The organism is Janthinobacterium sp. PAMC25594 (assembly GCF_019443505.1).
In the GTDB taxonomy this organism is placed as follows: domain Bacteria; phylum Pseudomonadota; class Gammaproteobacteria; order Burkholderiales; family Burkholderiaceae_D; genus Janthinobacterium.
Window position 1 is genome coordinate 4,094,113 of sequence record NZ_CP080377.1, and the last position, 22,227, is coordinate 4,116,339.

11 protein-coding genes are annotated in these 22,227 nt (G+C 65.7%); 5 read left to right on the plus strand and 6 right to left on the minus strand.

Annotation, left to right across the window (positions count from 1 at the left end; translation table 11 throughout):
- Positions 1–6 precede the first annotated feature (6 nt).
- The gene (locus KY494_RS18410; RefSeq protein WP_034753754.1) at positions 7–411 is read right to left on the minus strand and encodes a MerR family DNA-binding transcriptional regulator; all 405 of its coding nucleotides are present in this window, start codon (positions 409–411) and stop codon (positions 7–9) included.
- Between the two features lie 701 nt (positions 412–1,112).
- Here KY494_RS18410 and KY494_RS18415 point away from each other — a divergent pair.
- A complete protein-coding gene (locus KY494_RS18415) occupies positions 1,113–1,520 on the plus strand; it encodes a hypothetical protein (RefSeq protein WP_034753756.1) in 408 nt (135 codons plus the stop codon).
- A gap of 62 nt (positions 1,521–1,582) precedes the next feature.
- On the opposite strand, the gene KY494_RS18420 is transcribed toward KY494_RS18415, so the two are convergent.
- From KY494_RS18420 to KY494_RS18440, 5 genes are all read right to left on the minus strand, one after another.
- Positions 1,583–1,984, minus strand: a complete 402-nt coding sequence (locus KY494_RS18420) for a hypothetical protein (protein WP_219887783.1) — start codon at positions 1,982–1,984, stop codon at positions 1,583–1,585.
- Positions 1,985–2,047: 63 nt separating this feature from the next.
- The gene (locus tag KY494_RS18425) at positions 2,048–2,662 is read right to left on the minus strand and encodes a UbiX family flavin prenyltransferase (RefSeq protein WP_219887784.1); all 615 of its coding nucleotides are present in this window, start codon (positions 2,660–2,662) and stop codon (positions 2,048–2,050) included.
- The gene (gene grxD / locus KY494_RS18430; RefSeq protein ID WP_071074969.1) at positions 2,655–2,966 is read right to left on the minus strand and encodes a Grx4 family monothiol glutaredoxin; all 312 of its coding nucleotides are present in this window, start codon (positions 2,964–2,966) and stop codon (positions 2,655–2,657) included. Before grxD ends, KY494_RS18425 begins: the two co-directional genes overlap by 8 nt.
- Positions 2,967–3,084: 118 nt before the next feature.
- Positions 3,085–5,433: a Tex family protein gene (locus KY494_RS18435; RefSeq protein WP_219887785.1), complete on the minus strand. Its 2,349-nt coding sequence runs from the start codon at positions 5,431–5,433 to the stop codon at positions 3,085–3,087.
- Between the two features lie 92 nt (positions 5,434–5,525).
- Positions 5,526–5,891 (minus strand): hypothetical protein, encoded by a 366-nt coding sequence (locus KY494_RS18440; RefSeq protein ID WP_219887786.1) that lies wholly within the window; start codon positions 5,889–5,891, stop codon positions 5,526–5,528.
- A gap of 267 nt (positions 5,892–6,158) precedes the next feature.
- Here KY494_RS18440 and KY494_RS18445 point away from each other — a divergent pair, with 267 nt between their 5' ends.
- The 4 genes from KY494_RS18445 (at position 6,159) to KY494_RS18460 (ending at position 22,128) form a co-directional block, all read left to right on the plus strand.
- Positions 6,159–6,812 (plus strand): secretin and TonB N-terminal domain-containing protein, encoded by a 654-nt coding sequence (locus KY494_RS18445; RefSeq protein ID WP_219887787.1) that lies wholly within the window; start codon positions 6,159–6,161, stop codon positions 6,810–6,812.
- Positions 6,813–6,814: 2 nt separating this feature from the next.
- Positions 6,815–7,372 carry an RNA polymerase sigma factor gene (locus KY494_RS18450; protein WP_219887788.1) on the plus strand — a complete coding sequence of 186 codons (558 nt, stop codon included), beginning with the start codon at positions 6,815–6,817 and terminating at the stop codon, positions 7,370–7,372.
- Entirely contained in the window at positions 7,365–8,312 is a 948-nt protein-coding gene (locus KY494_RS18455; protein ID WP_219887789.1) for a FecR domain-containing protein, read from the plus strand. The genes KY494_RS18450 and KY494_RS18455 overlap by 8 nt, the downstream gene beginning before the upstream one ends.
- 160 nt (positions 8,313–8,472) lie before the next feature.
- A complete protein-coding gene (locus KY494_RS18460; RefSeq protein WP_219887790.1) occupies positions 8,473–22,128 on the plus strand; it encodes a filamentous haemagglutinin family protein in 13,656 nt (4,551 codons plus the stop codon).
- Positions 22,129–22,227 lie beyond the last annotated feature (99 nt).

The window sequence follows — 22,227 nt, forward strand, 5'->3', positions numbered from 1 at the left end:
GCGCCTTTAGTTGGTTTGCGCCTTATCAAGGTTCAAGTCCGCCAGCATGCGCGCGCACGCGTCTTCATGCGCGCTGATTTCCGCCAGCGCCATTTCGATATCGATGCGCTGCTGTTCCAGCGTTTGCCGGTGCTGCGCCAGCACGCCCAGGAAGCGGTCCATCTGCGCGCGCGTGTCCTTCGGCGACTCGTACATGTCGACCAGGCTCTTGATTTCCGACAGGGCCAGGCCCAGGCGCTTGCCGCGCAGGGTCAGCTTCAAGCGGGTGCGGTCGCGCGGCGTGTAGACGCGGCTGCGTCCGCCTGCGCCTTCGCGCTTCGGGCTGAGCAAGCCCTGGTCTTCATAGAAGCGGATGGCGCGTGCCGTGATGTCGAATTCCCGCGCCAGTTCGGTAATGGTATAGGTCGTCATTGCTGCGGGCGGTGTCGGTTGCATGGGTGATCGGTCGATAGATGGGTGCTGCGGGGCAGGCGGGTGGCAAAGTGCCGTTTACGTCAACGTCAATACTATTGTAGCGTGCCTTGCCCGTGCTGCAACAAAGAAAAAAACGCCTGTGGACAGGGGAATTTGGCGAATAAGGCAACAGTTACTGAAAATAAATTGATTCTTCTTGCGCAAACACGCTTAAGATCGAGAGTTGGTGGCTAAGATGACACCAAAAAGAGCTTTCCTGGCATAACTGCGACATTCTTTTCGCTGCGATGGCAGTAAAATTTTTTGGGTAACAGGGACGATCAAAAAACAACGTTTCACTATGAGTACGTTGTATTGATTGTTTCCATATTGAAAACACAATGGCCCTTCTGAAAACTTTGTCTACGAGAAATTGTATGACATGGGCATTGCGTGTATCGGTAGAGCAGGGCATTATCCGATACCGTACGTTGTAATGCCAAACCGAGGCTTTGAATCGTGCTGCAGTGCGAAAATCAAGGCCAGCCGCGAATTTGAACCGAAGCCACACAGAATCACAAGAGAAAATTTGGACCACTTTTTCACCTAAAAAGCCTGGCCGGAGTGTTAATTGTTAATTTATACTCTTTTCAAATGTAACAATCTGTATGGTCATTCAAGAAACTGACTTTCATGTTACAACATGAAATAGTACACCTATGAATTCTTCTAACGAACGCGAAAGCTTCAGCCAACGACTTCAGTTGGCTCTCAAAAACGCCCATTACTCTCCAGACAGCCCGACCAGACTGGCCCGGGAATTCAACATCCGTTTCGACGGACGCCCGATTACCGTGCATGCAGCTAGGAAATGGTTAGTAGGTGAAGCAATTCCCACGCAAGAGAAATTGCGCATGATTGCCCAATGGTTGGGCGTTCCTGCGGAATGGTTGCGTTTTGGCGGCCCGGAAAGCGCCACGCCGAATGGCGAAGCGGGCAGCGCTTTATCGCGTTTTGAGTCCGCCGATGTGAAATTAATTGCCGATTTGCAAAGATTAGATGAACATCATCGTCAAATCGCGCGTGAATTTATTCGCATGCTGGTCAGAGTCAACTACCAAAAGTAAGCATTCAGGCCCTCCCCGGCCGGCGCCGTCCGCTTTTTGCTGGCGGTGCTCTCCCTGTCCTCTTATTTGCGCAAGGTCATACTGGAGACATGATTTTGCCGCACAATAAGACTTCGCATGTTGCGCTGCAGCGGAATTATTTGACAATAATCCCGTACGCAGCGGCGCAGCGGCCAATACCAGCGCATAATCACAGCAGAAGCAGCCAGTTCATCCACTACGGAGCCGAGCATTTGAGCCGTCTTATGAAAAGTAACTACAGCAATACCGCGCAGCTGAAGGACTTGATGACCGTGCCTCCCATGACCGCCGCGCAACATGCGGAAGTGATGCGTAAACGGATCGCCCACCGCAGGATGGTTGAAGAAGCCAGGGATTTGAAGCAGGCCAGTGCCGTTCAGTTTGAGAAGCGGTGAGTGGTGGATGGCTGAGCAAAGCTGCTGCGCGTCGCGCTTCTCAGCCACAAATCGCTGCCGTTCGCTACGCTTTTGTCAGGCATCGTGACGCCAACTACATCGTGACGTCAACTACTGGATAGGGGTGTCGCCAGTGGACTTAAGTCCACTCCAGCGCGGCGCCAGGGCGTGCTCGATGCCGAGCAGGTCGATGACGCGCGCCACCGTATGGTCGACCATCTCCGCGATGCTGTGCGGGTGGTGATAAAAGCTCGGTAAGGGCGGGAAGATGATGCCGCCCATTTCGGTCACGGCGGTCATATTGCGCAGGTGCGCCAGGTTGAATGGCGTTTCGCGCACCATCAGGATCAGGCGCCGGCGCTCCTTGAGCACCACATCGGCGGCCCGCGTAATCAAATTATCCGACAAGCCATGCGCCACGGCCGCCAGGGTCTTCATCGAGCACGGCGCGACGACCATGCCATCCGATTGAAACGAGCCGCTGGCGATCGACGCGCCGATATCGCGCAGCTTGTGCACGACGTGCGCCTGCGCTTCGATTTCCTTGCGCCCCACGCCCGTTTCCTGGTGCAGGGTCAAAACAGCGGCATCGGACAGAACCAGATGCGTCTCGACGCCGGGCGTGGCGACCAGCAATTGCAGCAGCCGCAAGCCATACACGGCGCCCGTGGCGCCCGTGATGGCAACGACGACACGGCGCGGCCGCTGCGGCACACTATCAGGCATCGATCAGGGTTTTCAGTTCGCCCGATTCAAACATTTCATTCATGATATCGGAACCACCGATGAACTCGCCTTTCACATACAGCTGCGGAATGGTCGGCCAGTTCGAATAATCCTTGATGCCCTGGCGCACTTCCGGGTCGTCCAGCACGTTGACGGTGGCGATGTTTTCCACGCCGCATGCCTTCAGGATCTGGATGGCGCGGCCGGAAAAGCCGCACTGCGGGAATTGGGCGGTGCCCTTCATGAACAGCACGACTGGCGTGCTCGTCACGGTTTCTTTGATCCAGGTTTGTACGTCGCTCATAGCTGCCTCTGATGGGTAAATAAATAGATGCCGTCATTTTATAAGAAAACGACGGCACGGGTATGCGCTCAGGTCATAAATCGGGCAAGTCAGCCACGCCGGCAAGCCGGCATGGCGCTTAGCCGCGCAGCTTGGCGAACGCGGCGGCCATGCTGCCGGCCGGTTCGGGGGCGTTGCGCGATTGCGACTGGTGCTGCGCCAGGCCGCGGCGGTCGTTGCGGTCGCCTTTTTGCTCCGGCTTGCTGCCCGCCTGCGGCGCGCTGTCCGTCAGGCGCATGGTCAGCGCGATGCGCTTGCGCTTTTCATCGACTTCCAGCACTTTGACACGCACGACCTGGCCCGCCTTGACCACCGTGTGCGGGTCTTTCACAAACGTGCTCGACAGGGCCGAGATGTGCACCAGGCCATCCTGGTGCACGCCGATGTCGACGAAGGCGCCAAAGGCGGCCACGTTGGTGACCACGCCTTCTAAAATCATGTCCGGGCGCAAGTCGCGGATTTCTTCCACGCCTTCCTTGAAGGTGGCGGTGGTGAACTCGGGACGCGGGTCGCGGCCGGGCTTTTCCAGTTCCTTCAAGATATCGGTAATGGTCGGCACGCCGAACGTTTCATCCGCGTATTTTGCCGGGCTGAGGGTTTTCAGCAGGGCCGTTTCGCCGATGACGGCCTGGATGTCCTTCTTGATGTCCGCCAAAATCTTTTCCACCAGCGGGTACGATTCCGGGTGGACGGCCGAGGCGTCCAGCGGGTTCTCGCCGCCCATCACGCGCAAAAAGCCGGCCGCCTGTTCGAACGTTTTGTCGCCCAGGCGCGGCACGGCCTTTAACGCCGCGCGCGAGGTGAACGCACCCTTCATGTCGCGGTAGCTGACGATGCTTTGCGCCACGCTGGCCGACAGGCCGGAGACGCGCGCCAGCAGGGGAGCGGACGCGGTATTGACGTCCACGCCGACGGCATTCACGCAATCTTCCACCACGGCATCGAGCGAGCGGGCCAGCTGGCTTTGGCTCACGTCATGCTGGTACTGGCCCACGCCGATCGATTTCGGATCAATCTTGACCAGCTCGGCCAGCGGATCTTGCAGGCGGCGCGCGATCGACACGGCGCCGCGCAGCGACACATCCATGTCCGGCAGCTCTTTCGAGGCGAATTCGGACGCCGAATACACCGACGCGCCCGCTTCCGAGACGACGATCTTCGTCATCTTCGCTTCCGGGTGCTGCTTGATCAAATCCTGCGCCAGTTTATCGGTCTCGCGCGAGGCGGTGCCGTTGCCGATCGAAATCAGCGACACATTGTGCTTGGCTGCCAGACGGCCCAGCGTGTGCAGCGAGCCATCCCAGTCGTTCTTCGGCTGGTGCGGGTAGATCACGGCCGTGTCGACCACTTTACCGGTGGCATCGACCACGGCGACCTTGACGCCCGTGCGCAGGCCGGGATCGAGGCCCATGGTGGCGCGCTGGCCGGCCGGCGCGGCCAGCAGCAGCGCTTTCAGATTGGTGGCGAAGACGTTGATCGCATCGAGTTCCGAGCGTTCGCGCAGCGCGCCCATCAGTTCCGTTTCCAGGTGCATGAAGCTTTTCACGCGCCAGGTCCAGCGCGCCGTGTCCGCCAGCCATTTGTCGGCCGGGCGGCCTTGTTGCTTGATGCCGAAGCGGACGGCGATGCGGCCTTCGCACGGGTTGTGCGGCGCATCCCATTTCGGTTTTTCCGCTTCCGTGTCCAGGCGCAGGGTGACGTCGAGGATGCCTTCGCGGCGGCCGCGCAGCAGCGCCAGCGCGCGGTGCGATGGCACTGTGGAAATTGTTTCCGAGTATGCGAAATAATCGGCGAATTTTTCGCCTTCATCCTGCTTGCCTTCCACCACTTTCGATTCGACGATGCCGTGTTCCTGCACGTATTCGCGCAAGGTTTGCAGCAACGTTGCGTCTTCGGCGAAGCGCTCCATCAGGATCTGGCGCGCGCCGTCGAGGGCTGCCTTGGTGTCGGCCACGCCAGGATTATTCCCGTCGGCACTCGTAAACGCGTCGCGCAGGAACTTGCCCGCTTCCATTTCCGGCGTCAGTTCGGGATTGTCCAGCAAACAGTCGGCCAGCGGCATCAAGCCCGCTTCGATGGCGATCTGCGCCTTCGTGCGGCGCTTCTGCTTGTACGGCAGATACAAATCTTCCAGGCGCGTCTTGTCTTCCGCGTGCATGACGGCATCGAGCAGCTCAGGCGTCATCTTGTTCTGTTCCGTGATCGACGCCACGATGGCGGCGCGCCGCTCTTCCAGTTCGCGCAGGTAGCGCAGGCGCTCTTCGAGCAGGCGCAGCTGGATATCGTCGAGGCCGCCGGTTGCTTCCTTGCGGTAACGGGCGATGAAGGGCACGGTGGCGCCTTCGTCGAGCAGTTCGATGGCGGCGGCAACTTGCACCGGTTTGGCGGCAAGTTCAAGGGCAAGGCGTTGTTCGATAGTGGGCAGCATGGTTGTTTCCAGAGCGATCAAGCTTGGAATGATACGCAATCGGCGCGATTGCGCAATCTTGACAGCGCAAATGGACTGTGCGTTGACGACCGCTAACGGGGTGGCAGCAGCGGGCTGGCGGGCGCGGGAGCCGGCGGCCTCTGCGGCGTGACGGATTTGCCGAAGGCATTGCCCATGCGGTGTTCGAGGGCGGCGCGGTTGTACAGGCCCAGCTGGTTCGACGGACGCTGCACGGTCGCTTCCGCCCCGGACAGGCTAGGCGGCGGCCCGTTCACGGTGTTGCTGTTGGGTAATAATTTTTCACTCAAGCAAGACATCGATGGCGCGCGCTTGCCGTTCACTTCCACCTCCACGCAGCCTTTCTGCGGCGCGGCGGCTGTCACGACGACGGTGTGCTCGTCCGCCTGCGCGGCCAGGGCGGCGCAGGTCAACAGCAATAGCAAGAACAGGCGTGCCATGGCGGCTCCCGGAACGGTGGAACAAGCGTTCAGCATAGCAAGGTCATATGTCGCAGCGATGACACGCCAGCGTGATCGCTAATGCCCCATGTCATACAGTTGTCATTTTATGAAGTTACCATCCTGCCATTCTGCAGACAACATTGCAGTCAAGACACTTCATGAGCAGGCTCTCGTTGATTTCCCTGGACAATGACACGAATCCACCGCCGCACCGCAACGGGCAATGCCCTGTCCGCCTGCTTGCTGATGACATTGATGACATTCATGACATTCGCGCGACCGGCTGCCAGTGCGGACGGCGCCGACGCGGCCGCGCACACGACCCTGCGCTTCGACTTGCCCGCCCAGCCGCTCGATGCGGCCCTGGTGGCGTTTGGCGAAGTGACCGGGTATTCCGTGCTCGTCAGCAGCCAGCTGGCGGCGGGCAGAGTGGCGGCCCCCGTGCGCGGTGACTACACGCCGGCCGAGGCGCTGCGGCGCTTGCTGGCCGGTACCCGGCTGGCGGCGCGCTTCAGCGGCAGCAATGCCTTCACCTTGCTGGCGCTGGCCGACACCCCCGTGGCACCCGTGCCCGCGCCGGCCGAAGCGGCGCCCGCCACGCCGCCGTTGCAGGGCTATGCGGCCATCCTGCAGCGCTCGCTCACGCGCGCCCTGTGCCGCTTGCATCCGGACGCCTTCGGCCGCTACCGCCTGGCCTTCCAGTTGTGGCTCGACGAGCGGGGCAAGGTGCGCGCCGTGCATGTGCTGGAAGCGAGCGGCGTGGAACAGCGCGACCGTGCCGTGCTGCAACGCTTGCGCAGCCTGCTGATGGATGGCGCGCCGCCGGCGGGCTTGCCGCAACCGCTGACGATTTTACTGACGCCGCGCCCCGACCCCGGCGCCGATTGCGCGCCCTACCTGATGGCCGGGGCACCCTGAGCATGTCGGATTTGCTGAAAGCCACCTTGCGCAAGCTGTTCCTGGAACGCTATGGACAGTTTCGCCGCCACCTGCAGCGCCGCCTGGGCTCGGAAGACCTGGCCAACGATGCGCTGCATGAAACGTATTTGCGGGTGGAACGGATGAACGCGCCCGAGGCGATCAGCTATCCGTCCGCCTACCTGATGCGCATCGCCATCAACATTGCGGAAGATCAACGCCGCGACAATGCACGCCTGCTCAGCCTGCCCGATATCGACGACTTGTACGAGATGGCCGATGAATTGGCCGACCCGGCCCGCACCTTCAGCGCGCGCGCCGAGCTGGAAGAACTGGAGCGGGCCTTGCAGGAGTTGCCGAAACGCCGGCGCGCCATCGTCATCGCCGCCCGCGTCGACCAGTTGCCGCACCGCGATATCGCCGAGCGCTTGGGCATTTCCGCCCGCACGGTGGAGAAGGAATTGCGCGCCGGACTCGAACATTGTTGCGAACGCATGGGACGCGATTTCATCCAGCGCTTCGGTCCCGGCGCGGGAAAAACGTCTAAACATCATGATTGAACAAGCGGAAGACGACATGGGTGTCATCCAGAAGGAAGCGCAGGCGTGGGTCGTGCGCCTGGCCTCGGGCCAGGTCAGCGAGCGCGACGCGCAAGTGTTTCGCCACTGGTGCGCGCGCAGCCGCAGGCATGCCAACGCCTTTGCCGAGGCGCGTGCCGTGTGGGGCGCGATGGCGCCGGCCGCGCGCGCCGTCAAGCGGGCGCAGCGGCCAGTGAACACGGCGCGGCGCGCCTGGCTCGGTGGCGCCGTGGCCGCCTCGCTGGGCTTGCTGGTGCTGCGTCCACCGACGGACCTGTGGCCGGCCGTGGCGGGTCTTGCCGCCGACTATGCCACGGGCACGGGCGAGCAGCGCGAAGTGGCGCTCGATGGCGGCGTGCTGGTGCAGATGAATACGCAGACGCGCCTCGATGCGGCGCCCGTGCAGGACGGCGCCACGGCGCTGGTGCTGCTGGCGGGCGAGGCGGAATTCCAGGCCGGCTTGCGCGGCGCGGCGCGCGTGCGCGTGCAGGCGGGCGACGGCATGGTGTCGGCCGGCAGCGCGCGCTTCAATATCCGTTTATTTGGCCAGGAAGTGTGCGTGACGTGCCTGGCGGGCCGCCTGCGCGTGGCGCAGGCCGGCAACGATGCGGAGCTGGCGGCCGGCCAGCAACTGCGTTACCGGCCCGAACATTTCGGCATCGCCCGCGCGGTGGCCAAGAGCGACGTCAGCGCGTGGCGCCACCGGCTGCTGGTATTTAAACAAAGCACGCTGGCCGAGGTGGTGGACGAGGTGAACCGCTACCGTCCCGGCAAGCTGATCCTCAATGGCGACGCCTTGAAACAGACGCGCGTGCAAGCGAGCTTTTCGCTCGACCGGCTCGACGACGTGATCGCCCTGATCCAGGACGCGTATGGCGCGCGCGTGACGCGGCTGCCGGGCGGCATCGTGCTGTTTGGCTGAGAGCGAATTATGACATTTTCATGACCTTTTGCAGTCCCGGATCTTGTTCCCTGTCAATGCTGCTGGAAGCCGCGAATCTGTGCCTGCCGCCCGCCCCGTGCGTGCCGCGTGCCCTTTCGCGATATCGGTCAGCAACGGAACATGAAAAGGGAATGTCGCCATGCAGCGAAGCAAGTCGGTCACGAAACACGCATCCTCCTCCGCCATGGCGGGCAACCGGAGCGGTCGCCCGGTGCGATTGAAACCGCTGGCGCTGGCCATCGCCCTGCTGTTGCAGGCCGGTGGCGCGCAGGCGCAGCAGCCGTTCAGCGGTGCCTGGTTTGCGGGCAAGGGCGCCAACCAGGGTGCCGCCGCCAGTTCGGGACGCTTGCCGAATGGCCAACCGGCCACATCGCTGAACAATCCTTTGTTGCAACAGCAGAAGGCCGAAGGCAAGTTGCAGCAATCGCTGAATAACCTGTTGCTGGCCGCGCGCGGCATCGCCGCCGAACAGGCGGTGCAGGCGGCCGCGCGCCAGGCGGCGCTGGCGGCGGGCGGCGCCCCCGATGGCTTGGCCAAAGGCGGCTTGCAGGTCGACACTAACAGCCTGACGGCGGGCTGGCTCAATGCCCAAGGACCCGTGCAGACCCAGGCCGATGGCAAGACTGTCGTGAAGGTCGTGCAGAAGGACGACAAGGCGATCCTGAACTGGGAAAGCTTTAACGTCGGCAAGAACACCACCTTGCAATTCGAGCAGAAATCGCACTGGTCCGTATTGAACCGCGTGAATGATCCGCTGGCGCGCCCCAGCCAGATCCAGGGCCAGATCAAGGCCGACGGCACAGTGATGATCGTCAACCGCAACGGCATCGTGTTTACGGGCAGCAGCCAGGTCGATACGCGCAATCTGGCCGCCGCCGCCATGGGCATGAGCGACGGCCAGTTCAAGAGCGGCCTGTACGGCAAGGCGCAGGGCACGGGCGCCGTGCCGACCTTCGCGAATGACTTGCTGTTGGGCCAGAATACCTACACGCACGGCAAGGCCGAGGCCGATGTCGTCGTCGCCGCCGGCGCGCGCATCGACACGCGCAAGCCGCAGACGGTGACCGAGGGCGGCGGCTATGTCTTGCTGGCTGGCCGCAGCGTCGACAATGCGGGCGCCATTACCACGCCGAATGGCCAGGCCACCCTGGCGGCCGGCGACGCCATCGTCGTACGCCCGGGCCAGGGTTCGGACAAGAACCAGTTTTCTAGCACGCGCGGCAATGAAGTCGAGATGCTGCGCGTGGCCGGCAGCAGCGCCGGTGCCGTCGTCAACAACGGCGTGATCCAGGCGGCGACAGGCGACATCACGCTTAGCGGCAATAGCGTGCGCCAGGATGGCGTGCTGCTGTCGAGCACGACCGTCAATGGCCGCGGCAGCATCCACCTGACGGCGGCAGGCGAGAACGCCGGCGTCACCCTGGCGCGCGGCAGCGTCAGCGCCATCGTCATCGATGACAACGGCGCCACGGCGCTGGACGTGCAGCGCGATACCTTGCTGAAAGATGCGGGCAAGGGCACGGAAGGCATCGGGGACCGGCGCGACCAGTCGCTGGTGCGCATCGTCTCCGCCGGCAACGTCGAGCTCGAAGGCGACTCGCTGACCCTGGCCACGGGCGGCCAGGTGCTGGTCGACGCGGCCCGCCGCAGCCACGTGGCGCGCGACGCCGCCATCGACGTTTCCGGCGCCGTCGGCGTGAAGGTCGACATGAGCAGCAACAATGTGCTGATCAACGTGCAGGGCAACGAGCAGCGCGACGCACCCGGCAGCCGCGATGCCAAGTACCTCAACAACAGCGACGTGTGGGTCGACCGCCGCGACCTGGTGCTGGTGCCGGCCGGCACGAATGGCTACGCCACGGACCGCTGGTACACGGCTGGCGGCTTGCTGGAAGTGAGCGGCTACCTGAACACCAGCGGCCACGGTATCGGCGAGTGGGCGGCCCAGGGCGGCACCGTGGCCTTTGGCGGCGGCGAAGTGGTGACGCAGGCCGGTTCGCGCATCAACATCGCCGGCGGTTCGCTGGATGTGCAGACGGGTATGGTCAAGCAGACGTGGCTGAAGGGCGCCGATGGCGCGATGGTCAAGCTGAGCACGGCCCCCGCCGACAACCTGTACACGGGCCTGTACCGCGGCTATGAAAGCACGCATGCGCGCTGGGGCGCGAACACGACGGAGACGTACGCGAATGCCTTGATCGGCCCGCGCGAACGCCTGGAAAACGGCTATACGGTGGGCCGCGATGCGGGCCGCCTGATCGTCTCCACGGGCGCCGCCGTGCTGGAAGGCGATATCGATACCTCCGTGTTCCAGGGCGAGCGCCAGCAGCGCAAGCGCGATGACGGCATGGATAGCTACAAGCAGGCGCAGACGGCGGCGGCGCGTGCCGGTCAATTGATCGTGGGCAAAATGACGCCCGTCTTCGATACCAGGACGGGCCAGCTGCGCGACAGCCCGCAAGCCGTGCTGGAAAAGGTCGAGATCGGCAAGGTGGCGCCTGTCGCCGATGGCCAGCTGCTGAGCGAAGCCTTGCCGGCCGCGCGCAGCAAAACCTTGCGGCTCGATGCGGACTGGCTCAACGGACTGGAGCTGGGCGCGCTGAATATCTACGCTTACGACAAGCTCGACGTCAATGCCGACGTGCGCGTGGCCGATGGCGGCGACATCGCCCTGCACGCCACCGATGTGGCGATCAAGGCCAATGTGAGTGCGCGCAGCGGCAGCATCGCCGCCGGCAACATGGTGTCGCGCTATCTGGCGAACACGGGCGCCGTGTGGCTCGATGCACCCGTGTCGCCGGAAGGGCGTCCCACGGGTCCGGCCGGCGTGCGCGTGGCGCCCGGCGTGCGCCTCGATGCGCGCGGCCTGTGGAGCAACCTGGAACTGGACCCGGCTGCCAGCGGCGGTTTGCCGTATGTCAATGGCGGCAAGGTCGTTCTGAAGAGCTCCGGCGGCATCGAGCTGGCCGGCGGCAGCGTCATCGACGTCTCGTCCGGCGCCGCCCTGATGAGCAATGGCAGCCTGCAGGGCGGGCGTGGCGGCGATATCACCCTGGCGGTCGATTTGCCGCGCGAAAAGGCCGCCACCGGCGCCTTGCTCAAGCTCGACGGCGAGCTGCGCGGCCATGGCGTGAAGGGCGGCGGGCGCCTGGCGATCGATAGCGGCACGGCTGTCAGCATCGGCGGCAAACTGCTCGAAGGCGACGTGCTGCCAGCGGGAAGCAGCGCCCCCGTCGGCCTGCGCCTGAGCGATGAATTTTTGATTGCCAAGGGCGAGAAGGTCCCCTTTGATTTCGCCATCGTCACCAGCCTGATCAAGCCGGGCCAGACCCTGACCAAGCCCGTGACGGCGGATGTGTCGACGCAGAAACCGCTGGTGCTGGGGGCCGACTTGCTGGTACCGCAGGGCGCGAACTTCTTCATCAACGGCACGAGGTATGTCCAGGGCGGTTCCATCGCGCCCGCCGGCAGCGTGGTAACGGCCATCAACGGTCTCAATGCGGGATTCGTGGTCTCGGCGGAGGCCTTTCCGAACGGCTTGCCCATCCTGCCGCTGACGACGCAGTATGCGGCCGGCAGTATCGCCGCTGCCGACGTGCGCACGCCGCGCGGCGTGCTGCTGCCGACTGGCACCATGCTGGGACGCGACGTTGCCGTGCAGCCCATGCTGGCGCTGGACGCCAGCCTGTTCCAGAGCGGCTTTGCCGATTACGCTGTCACGGGCCGCGACGGCGTCGTGGTGGTCAACAATGCGCAGATCGATGTGCGGATGCCCGTGCTGCGCTTTAATCCCGCCACCGGCCACACGGTGGCGGGTGGCACCGATCCGGGTGCCGCGCTGGAAGTGTGGACGCCGCAGCTGTACCAGGAAGATGCGCGCAAGGGCCGCTTGACGCAGCGCGCCGGCGCCGACCTGACGCTGACGGCCGGCAGTCCGAACGTGAAGGGCGCCCTGGCGGTGGCGCAGGGCGCCGTCGTCACGGTTGATCCGGGCCGCCAGATCAGCCTGACGGGCAATGGCCAGGTCAGCATCGATGGCCGCCTCGACGCCTGGGGCGGCAAGATCGCCATCCTGCCGGGAACGTTTGGCACGGGCAATGACGTGGATGTGCCGAACGGCAAGGGACAAGCTACCTCGATCTGGATCGGCGAACATGCCGTGCTCGACGTCGCTGGCCGCGCCACCGTGGCCACCGACATGCGGGGCGGGCGCTATGGCCGCGCCGACAAGGGCGGCAGCATCGAAATCGGTGCCCGCTACAAGGCTGACGCCGCCAGCGTCGATGCGGCCGATGCCTTTGTCGTGGTGCGCCCCGGCGCCCTGCTCGACGCCAGCGGTGCGCAAGCCACGCTGGACTTGCCGAACCAGGGCGCCGTCAACGTGGCCGGCGGCGGCGGCTTGATTTCGCTCAGTTCGTACAACGGCATCTTTGCCGACGGCACCCTGCGCGCGGCGGCCGGTGGTGCTGGCGCGGCAGGCGGCACCCTGGCGCTGGCGCTGGACACGCCCAATTATGGCCAGGTGGACCGCCAGACGCTGCAAGGCGCCGCCGTCGACAATGCGGTGCGGGTGCCGCGCGAATTCGTGCTGGCGCAAGTGCAGGGCGACAGCGTCCTGCCGGCCGATCTGCGCGCCGGCCAGCAGGATGAGACCTTGCGCTACGGCAGTGCGCGCCTGGGCGCCGACCGCGTGCAGGCCGGCGGCTTCGATAACCTGGCCATGCATGTGAACGGCATGCTCAGCGTGGATGGCGACGTCAGGCTGGCGCTGGGCCAGAGCCTGCGCCTGAGCGCCAGTTCGCTGGGGCTGGTGGCACGGCCGCAGCCGGATGCGGAGGGCCAGGACAAGGCGACCAGTCTCGCCAGCCAGGTGCACCTGGCGGCGCCGTATGTGCGCCTGGGTACGGCCATGCGCGGACAGAAGGACAACTTCATCGTGCCGAATGCCGTGAAAGGCTCGAAAAATTCGGGCAAGGGGCGCGGCATGCTGGGCGTGCCGCTGGTGGCCGACGGCTCCCTGCTGCAGATCGATGCGGGCATGCTCGATCTTGCGGGCGAGGTCAACATGGGCACGCGCGGCGAGATCGTGCAAAGCGGCGGCAAGCCGCTGGCCGTCGAACGCGATGCCTTCGAGCAACTGACCCTCAACAGCCGCGGCGACTTGCGCATGTCGAACAACGCCGCCCTGTACCAGCCGGGCAACCTCACCCTGGCCGCCGCGCAGATTTACCCTGCCACGGGCGACAGCGGCATGGTCATGGTGGGCCAGAGCAGCCGGGTCGACGAGTTCGGCAATATCCGCGTCACGCTCGATCCCTTGCGTACCTTGAATATCGAGCGCAGCGGCGGCAGCGCCACGCCGAACCAGCCGTTTTCCGTCTTCGGCAGCCTGAACCTGGTCGCGCCCACCATCAACCAGCGCGGCGTGCTGCGCGCGCCGCTGGGCCAGATCACCCTGGGTGCCGAAGGCTATGAAGCCTACACGGGCCATGTCAAGCTGTTGCCGGGCAGCCTGACGTCCGTCAGCGCCAAAGGCTTGACGATGCCATATGGTGGCACGCTCGATGGCCTCAGCTACCTGTATGACGGCAACGACGTCGTGTTCAAGGGCGTGGGCAACGGCCCCGAGATCGCCTTGACGGGCGCCGCCGTCGACGTGCAACAAGGCGCCGTGCTCGACCTGTCGGGCGGCGGCACCTTGACGGGCGCGGCCTTCCTGGCCGGGCGCGGCGGCTCCACCGATGCGCGCCTCAATACGCTGGTACAGATGAAGCCGAATGGCGGTTTTACCTTGCCCGGCCTGAATACCAACCCCGTGTACGCCATTATTCCCGGCGTGCAGCCGGACGTGGCGCCTTTGACGGCCGAGCAAGGCGCGGGCAAGCCCGCCGTGGGACGCCAGATCACCATCGCCGCGGGCGTGCCCGGCCTGGCGGCCGGCACCTACACCTTGCTGCCATCAAATTTCGCCTTGCTGCCGGGCGCTTTCCGCGTGGAATTGAATGGCCTGGCTGGCACCGTCGAGGCGGGCGGCACGGTGGCCATGCGCAATGGTTCGTATGCCACGGCGGCGCAGACGGGCATCGCCGGCACGGCCATCCGCGACGCCGTGCCCGGCCAGGCTATCCTGACGCCGGCCGAGGTGCTGCGCAGCTATTCGCAATACAATGAAACGGGCTATGCCGCCTTTGCCATGGCGCAAGCCACGCGCGACGGCGTGCCGCGCGCCATGCTGGAACGCGATGCCAAGGCCGTGCGGGTGCAGCTGATCGCCCCGTCCTTGCACAGCGTCGAGGATAACCACACGCCATTGATGATGGATGGCAGCGCCCTGTACGCGCCGGCCGAGGGCGGCTTTGGCGGCTCCCTGCTGCTGGGCACGGGCGGCCATGCATCGACCCGCTACGAAGTGCTGGGCGACGGCACGGCACCGCTGGCGGACTTCAATGGCGTCTCCGTGCACGCCTCGCAGATCAACGCCTTTGGCGCCCAGCGCCTGGGCATCGGCGGCTTGCCACGCGTCAGCTACAACGATTTCCTTACGGGCAGCAACCAGCGCGCCAATATCGCCGCCATCAACGAATCGGCGGGCGGCATCGTGCTGCGCGACGGCGCCGTGCTGAAGGCGGCCGAGGTGTTCCTGGTGACCACGAAAACCAACGATGGCATCTTCCTGGAGCAAGGATCGGGCATCAATACGCTGGGCCGCGGCAAGGCGGCCTGGGATTCGCGCGACGGCTATGTGTACCAGCCGATGGGCAGCGTGCTGGCCGTCTCGAATGGCTGGCTGGACATGCTGCCGGCCGTGCGCACGCCGTCCGATTCGGATGGCCCCGGCATCATCGACATCGGCGCGTGCGCCAAGACGATAGTCGCCTGCGGCGGCACGACCTCGCTGTATTCGGAAGGCACCATCGCCGCCGTGACGGAGCGCGCCTTTACCCTGCGCGACAACGTGCGCTACGGCACGCGCAACCTGGTGCTGGCGATGGGGGCTATCAATATCGGCAGCGCAGCCTCGCTGGCGGACGCCAGCGCCCGCGGCGCCTTGCCGGACGGCCTGGCACTGAACCAGGGCGTGCTCGACCGCCTGCTGCGCGGCGACATCAGTACGGGTGCGCCGGCGCTGGAAAGCCTGGGCTTGACGGCGCGCAACTCCTTCAACTTCTATGATTCGGCGCAGCTGTCGACCATCGATGCGGCCACGGGCAAGTCGTCGCTGTCGCGCCTGGTGCTCAATACGCCCGCCATCTACGGTTATGGCGGCACGGACGCGCTGGCGCGCATCCATACCGACACCCTGGTGTGGCAGGGTGCGACGAATGCGCCCGGCGCCGTCGTCGCGGCTGGCCCCGGCACTGGCAGCGGCCGCCTGCAGGTCGACGCCAAGCGCATCGAGTTCGGTTTTACGCCGGACAGCCGTCCCGACACCATCCATAAGCTGGACCGTTTGATACTGGGCTTCGGCCAGGTGGCGCTCAATGCCAGCGAGCAAGTCACCGCCAACAACAAGGGCAGCTTGTCCGTCTACCAGTCGCAGAGCGCCTGGGATACGGCCATCAACGGCTACCGCTACAGCGGTGGCGATGTACTGATCAACACGCCGCTGCTGACGGGCGCGGCAGGTTCCGTCAATCGCATCACGGCGGGTGGCGAGCTGAAGGTGAGCGCGCCCGCAGGCGCGGCCGCCGCCACGCCGACGAATGCGGCGCTGGCCGGCGCCCTGGGCGCCGAAGTGGCGCTCAGCGGCAACAGCGTCAGTGTGGATACGTCGGTGGTCTTGCCGAGCGGAAAACTGACCCTGTCGGCCGAGCGCGATGTGTTGCTGGGCGACAAGGCCAAGCTGGACCTGGCGGGCCGCAAGATCGATTTTTACGACACCAGCAAGTACAGTTGGGGCGGCGACGTGATCCTCGACAGCCGCGAGGGCGACGTGCGCCAGGCGGCCGCTTCCGTGATCGACGTGTCGGCCGTGAACAACCGCGCCGGCAAGTTGGCTGTGATCGCCACGGGCGACGCTGCCGGCACGACCGACTTGCGCGGCACCTTGCTGGGCGGCGCCAGCGGCAGCTATGACGCGGGTGGCACTCAGGTAGCCTACGCGGCTGGCGGCGTGGACATCCGCGCCCAGCATCTCGGCGATTTCGCCGGCCTGAACCAGCGCCTGAACACGGGCAAGGTATTCGGCGGCCGCAGCTTCCAGCTCAAGCAGGGCGATCTGACCATCGGCGACGAGCTCAAGGCGCGTGAAGTGAGCGTGTCCGTCGATGGCGGCAGCTTGACGGTGAACGGCCGCATCGATGCCAGTGGCGAACAGGTGGGCAGCATCCGCCTGGCCGGCCGCGACGGCGTCACCATCACATCCGGCGCCGTGCTCGACGCGCACGGCACGCTGCTGCGCACGGACAGCTATGGCCAGGTGATCGAGGCGCCGAACCGCGCCGTGATCGAACTCGCTTCGCCTGGTGGACGCCTGACCCTGGAAAATGGCGCACGGATGGACCTGCGCAGCGGAGACAAGGGCGGCAACTACGGCAGCATCGACCTGAACGCGCGCCGCCTGGGCGGCGCCACGGGCGACGACATCGATATCGATGCGGCTGGCGCGCTGAACATCGCCGGCGCGCGCACGATCAACGTCAACGCCTTCTGGCAATACAAGGATGCGCCCGCCGGCACGGGCAAGGATGCGGATGGCCGCAGCTATCAGAGCATCACCCAGGCTTACCTGGACGACAAGCACGGGGACAGCCAAGCCTTCATGGCCCACGCGCTGGCGAACGGCAACTTGATGAACAGCAAGCTGCGCGGCTTGCGCGGCGACGCCAACGCCTTCCACTTGCGTCCTGGCGTCGAGATCGTCAGCGCCACGCCGGGCGGCGATTTGCATGTCGATGGCGACATCGACCTGTCCGGCCACCGTTATGACGGCGTCAATCCGCTGGCGCGCCTGAGCGGCGTGTACGGCTCGGGCGAAGCAGGCGCGCTAGTGCTGCGCGCCGGTGGCAAGCTCAGCGTCTTTGGCAGTATCACGGATGGCTTCGATACCCGCAGCTTGCCCGTCACGCCGGATGACAAGGGCTGGCAACTGGTGAAGGGCCGCTTGCCGTGGGGCGGCGAGGTCGTCGTGCCGCAAGCGGGCCTGGTGACCCTGGCCGAAGACACGTATTTCAAATCGGGCACGAGCGTCAATTTCGCCGTGCCGATGAAGCCGATGCAGTTGCGCGGCGGCACCTTGCTGGCGACGCGCGCCACCTTGACGGATGAGCTGAACTTGCCTGCCGGTAGCGTGCTGGGCGGCGCCGTGCGCAATCCCGACGGCAGTGTGCTGTACGCGGCCGGCAGCGTCTTGCAAAAGGCGCTGACCTTATCGAGCGGCATGCAGCTCGATCCTGGCCTGCGCCTGCCGGGCGCGGCCAAGGTGGCGGCCATGCTGTGGCCGGCGAATGTCGCCTTGCCCTTCCCGGAAGGCAAACCCATGGACACGGGCGATAGTGTCAACCTTGTCAACGGCGTGGTGCTGGCCTCGGCGCTGGCGCTGGACAAGGGCAGCGTGCTGCCCGCCGGTACGCTGGTCAAGCTGCCTGGCGGCGCGACCATGGTGGCGCTGCGCGCGGCCGACAGCTCGGGCAATCAGGGCCGCAACCTGGCGCTGGCACCGATGCTGGCCCAGGGTTCGCAAGCGTGGTCGCTGCGCCTGGTGGGCGGCGCCGATACGGCCGCCGCCGATACGCGCGCGCTGCGGCCGCATGCGAAGGACGCCCATTTGATGCTGGCCGATACGCATTACGGCATGGGCGCTGGCCGCGAGTTGATTCCAGGCACCGGTTTGCCCGGACAATACGTCTGGGGCGACGATGCCGGCCTGTTTGGCCAGGAGCCGGGCACGCCGATCAACTTGGCCGACTTTGACAGCGAAGAAGCGCTGCTTGCCTACAATGACTGGGGCCTTGGCGTGATCGTGGTCAAGGTTGCCGATGGCACGCCGCCTGAATACGTGGACGTGACCGCGCCGGCGCGCCAGCCTCTGTTCAGCGTGCTGCGCACGGGTACGGGTGATCTCGATCTGCTGGCTGCCGGCGATTTCGACATGCGTTCGCTGTATGGCGTCTACACGGCGGGCACGCAGTCGGCCTCGCCGCTGGTCGATGGCAAGGATTTGTTCAACTTGCCGCGCGGCCTGAGCGCCAAGGGCAAATTGCTCGGCGCGCTCGATGACAAGCTGATGCGCTTCGTCGATGGCGGCAGCGAGAGCCTGTACCGCGCCTGGTATCCCGAGCACGGCGGCAACCTGCTGCTGCGCGCCCAGGGCGACGTCAAGGGCGACACCGTGGGCACCGCCCTGCAGCGCCGCGAGGATGCCATCGGCACCCTGAACGCGCAGCAGGACACCAGCGACATCGGCACCTGGCTGTGGCGTCAGGGCAGCGGCAGCACGGGCGCGGGCGTGCCGACGGCATGGTGGATCAACTTCGGCACCTATGTCGCGCGCCCCGAAGGCTCTGACCTGTTTGCCGGCTTGCCGGTCGTGTCGGGCTTTACGGGCATCGGTACCCTGGGCGGTGGCAATGTGCTGCTGCAGGCGGGCGGCGACGCCGGCATGCTGACCTCGCGCGCCGATCCGGGCGGCGCATACACGCCGCGCAGCCAGGGCCTGAACGTGGCCGTGGGCAGCACGGGCAGGGTGACGCCGGACGGCAAGCTGCTGCTGACGGGCGGCGGCGACCTCGACATCCGCATCGGCGGCGGCCTCAACCCTGTCGCCGAGGTACGCAGCTTCGATGCCAACAGCGACTTCCCGAATGCCGATACACGCTTCGAGCGCCAGTATCCCACGCTCAACAGCACTTTCACCAATCTGCGCGGCGCGCTGCGCATGGAAGCGGGCGCCGTGGGCGGCGTCGAGCTGCGTTTCGACCGCGCCGATCCGAAGGAATCGCGGCCGTATGAAACCTACACGGCGGGCACGGCGATCGCCAGCGGCGGACCGATCCTGGTGCCCGGTGACAGCGGCGTGCGCATCGATGCGCGCGGCGACCTGGTGCTGGGCGGCACGGCCGATGCGGGCCGCGTGAAGCAGCTGGCCAACGGCTCGCCGTTCAACTACCAGGGCGTGGAGCGCAAGGGCGAGGGCTGGAGCTGGTTCTCGCTGTGGACGCCGGCCACGGCCATCGACCTGTTCAGCGCCGGTGGCAATCTGACGCCGACGTCCGCCTGGATCCAATCGGTGACGGGCGACAACCACGCGCCCTCGGACGGGCGTTATGTCATGCCGTCCGTGCTGCGTGCCGTGGCCGCCAGCGGCAGCTTGTACTACGGCAATGCCAGCCTGGGCAGGATGGGCGAGGGTAATAAGGTTGACATGCCGCAAAACGGCGTAATCCTCGCCCCGTCGCCGGTGGCGCCGCAATTTGTCAGGACGGGCACGGGCCAGCTGGAAATGCTGGCGGCCGACTCCATCCATGCGGCCGGCTATCCGATCACGCCATCGGGCGCCGATCCGCGCCTGTTGCCGAGCCCGTTCAACCCCGGCTTCGTCGGCGCGCTGGATACGGTCTGGTTCGGCCTGTTGCCGCTGCATAACGTCAGCGCGAACGGGCTGGCGCCCTCGCCACTGCTCTCTTTTGGTTCGAATCCCAACGGCGCCGGCGAGGCCCAACAGACCTATCCGCTGTTCAGCATGACGGCGCCGACGGTGTCGGACTATGTGCCGGTGGGCCAGGTGCCCGCGCATTTCTATGCCAACAGCGGCGACATCGTCGGCCTGCGCACGGGCGGCATCGTGTACCGGGCGACACTGAAGGGCGAAACGGGGCCGCTGGGCGTGTGGTACGAAGGCGGCGGCGCCGTGGCCGTGCGCGCCGGACGCGACATCGTCAATGCCGGCACGCCGCTCGGCAGCGTCGAGAACGTGCCGGAAGGCGCGGCGGGATGGACCAGCAAGGGCTATGCCGGCCGGCCCGACTATCCGGACAAGCCGGTCGTCACGGGCAGCTCGTCCGCGCGCGGCAACCTGTTCGTGCACCGCAATGCCGCCGACGTCTCCGTCGTCAGCGCCGGGCGCGATATCCGCTACAGCACCTTCTATGTGGCGGGACCGGGCCAGTTGAACGTGAGCGCCGGACGCGACCTGTACATGGCCGACAAGGCGCAATTGCGCAGCCTCGGTTCCATCGTCGGCACCCGCCCCGGTGAACACGGCAACGGCGCCGGCATCAGCGTGGCCGCCGGCGTGGGCCGCAATGGTCCCGACTATGCGGCTTTCGCGGCGCGCTACCTGGACCCGGCCAAGCTGGCCGACCCAGGCCGGCCGCTGGCCGACCAGGCCGGCAGCGCCGTGTATGTCTACGGTGGCAAGCTGACCCTGGCCGACTGGCTGCGCGGCCAGTTTGGCTACAAAGGCGACGAAGCGGGCGCAGCCGCCTTCCTCGGCACGAAGCAGGTCGAACTGGAGAAGGCCGGCCAGCAGACGGGTGGCGTGCGGCGCGACCTGGCGCGCGAATATGCGCTGGTCAGCCAGTTGCACCTGGTGAACTGGCTGACGACGCGCTTTGGCGGCGACAGCGGCCTGGGCATCCGCTACGACCCGGCCACCGATGCGCGCAGCTTCTTTGCCGCCTTGCCGAAGGAGCAGCAGCAGGTCTACCTGAGCAATGTCTACTTTGCCGAACTGAAGGCGGCCGGGCGCGAGTACAACGACCCGGACGGCATGCGCCGCGGCAGCTATCTGCGCGGCCGGGAAGCCATCGCCACGCTGTTCCCATCGCAGGACAAGGCCGGCAAGAAGATCGAGTACAAGGGCGACCTGACGATGTTCAGCAGCGCGCTGTACACGGTCGATGACTACGGGGGCATTTACACCAAGCGGCCGCTGGCGGGCGTGCGCTACCTGAGTCCGCAGGAGTGGGCCGAGGCGGGGTATCCGACGGTCAACGTGCCGCACGTGATCGTCAACGATGCCGGTATCCACACGGATTTCGGCGGCGATATCGGCATCACGGTGCCGGGCGGGCGCGCGCTGATCGGCGTCGACGGCGGCTATGCGCCGGGCGAAGGCTCGGGCGTGCTGACGCAGGGCGCCGGTGAAATTCAGATCTACGCCCGGGACAGCATCCTGCTGGGCCAGAGCCGCATCTTCACCACGTTCGGCGGCAACATCCTGGCCTGGTCGGCGCAGGGCGACATCAATGCGGGCCGCGGCACCAAGTCCACCGTCGTCTACACGCCGCAGCGCCGCGCCTACGACGGCATCGGCCTGGTCAGCCTGTCGCCGAGCACGCCGAGCACGGGCGCCGGCATCGCCACCCTGAATCCGATCCCGGAGGTGCCGCCTGGCGACATCGACCTGATCGCCCCGCTGGGCACCATCGACGCGAGCGAGGCGGGTATCCGCGTCTCGGGCAACGTCAACCTGGCGGCCTTGCAGGTGGTCAACGCGGAAAACATCCAGGTGCAGGGCAAGTCGACGGGCATGCCGGTCATTGCCGCGGTGAACGTGGGTGCGCTCAGCAATGCCAGCGCGGCCGCCTCGCAAGCCGTGACGGCGGCGCAGGAGGTGCTGCAGCGCGAACGGGCCGCCACGCGCCAGGCGCTGCCGTCGCTGTTCACCGTGAAGGTGCTGGGCTTTGGCAATGACGCGGCGGACGAGGGCGGTGTCGGCAAGCACAAGGGCGGTGAGCCGCAGGCATCGAGCTATCAGCCAGCCGGCGTGGTGCAGGTGCTGGGCGCGGGACCGTTGACGGCGCCGCAGCTGCAGGCGCTCACGCCCAACGAGCGGCGCGGCTTGCAGCCGTGACCGCTGTACGAGCTTGACGGGAGGCCATTCCGGCCGCGGCGCCAGCGCCGTGGCCGGAGTTTTATGAACATTTGATGACAAACGTCAGTTCGTGCGTGC

Coding starts and splice junctions, on each gene's coding strand:
- KY494_RS18410 (WP_034753754.1), bottom strand. CDS start 411: ATGACGACCTATACCATTACCGAACTGGCGCGGGAATTCGACATCACG.
- KY494_RS18415 (WP_034753756.1), top strand. CDS start 1,113: ATGAATTCTTCTAACGAACGCGAAAGCTTCAGCCAACGACTTCAGTTG.
- KY494_RS18425 (WP_219887784.1), bottom strand. CDS start 2,662: ATGCCTGATAGTGTGCCGCAGCGGCCGCGCCGTGTCGTCGTTGCCATC.
- grxD (WP_071074969.1), bottom strand. CDS start 2,966: ATGAGCGACGTACAAACCTGGATCAAAGAAACCGTGACGAGCACGCCA.
- KY494_RS18435 (WP_219887785.1), bottom strand. CDS start 5,433: ATGCTGCCCACTATCGAACAACGCCTTGCCCTTGAACTTGCCGCCAAA.
- KY494_RS18440 (WP_219887786.1), bottom strand. CDS start 5,891: ATGGCACGCCTGTTCTTGCTATTGCTGTTGACCTGCGCCGCCCTGGCC.
- KY494_RS18445 (WP_219887787.1), top strand. CDS start 6,159: ATGACATTCGCGCGACCGGCTGCCAGTGCGGACGGCGCCGACGCGGCC.
- KY494_RS18450 (WP_219887788.1), top strand. CDS start 6,815: ATGTCGGATTTGCTGAAAGCCACCTTGCGCAAGCTGTTCCTGGAACGC.
- KY494_RS18455 (WP_219887789.1), top strand. CDS start 7,365: ATGATTGAACAAGCGGAAGACGACATGGGTGTCATCCAGAAGGAAGCG.
- KY494_RS18460 (WP_219887790.1), top strand. CDS start 8,473: ATGCAGCGAAGCAAGTCGGTCACGAAACACGCATCCTCCTCCGCCATG.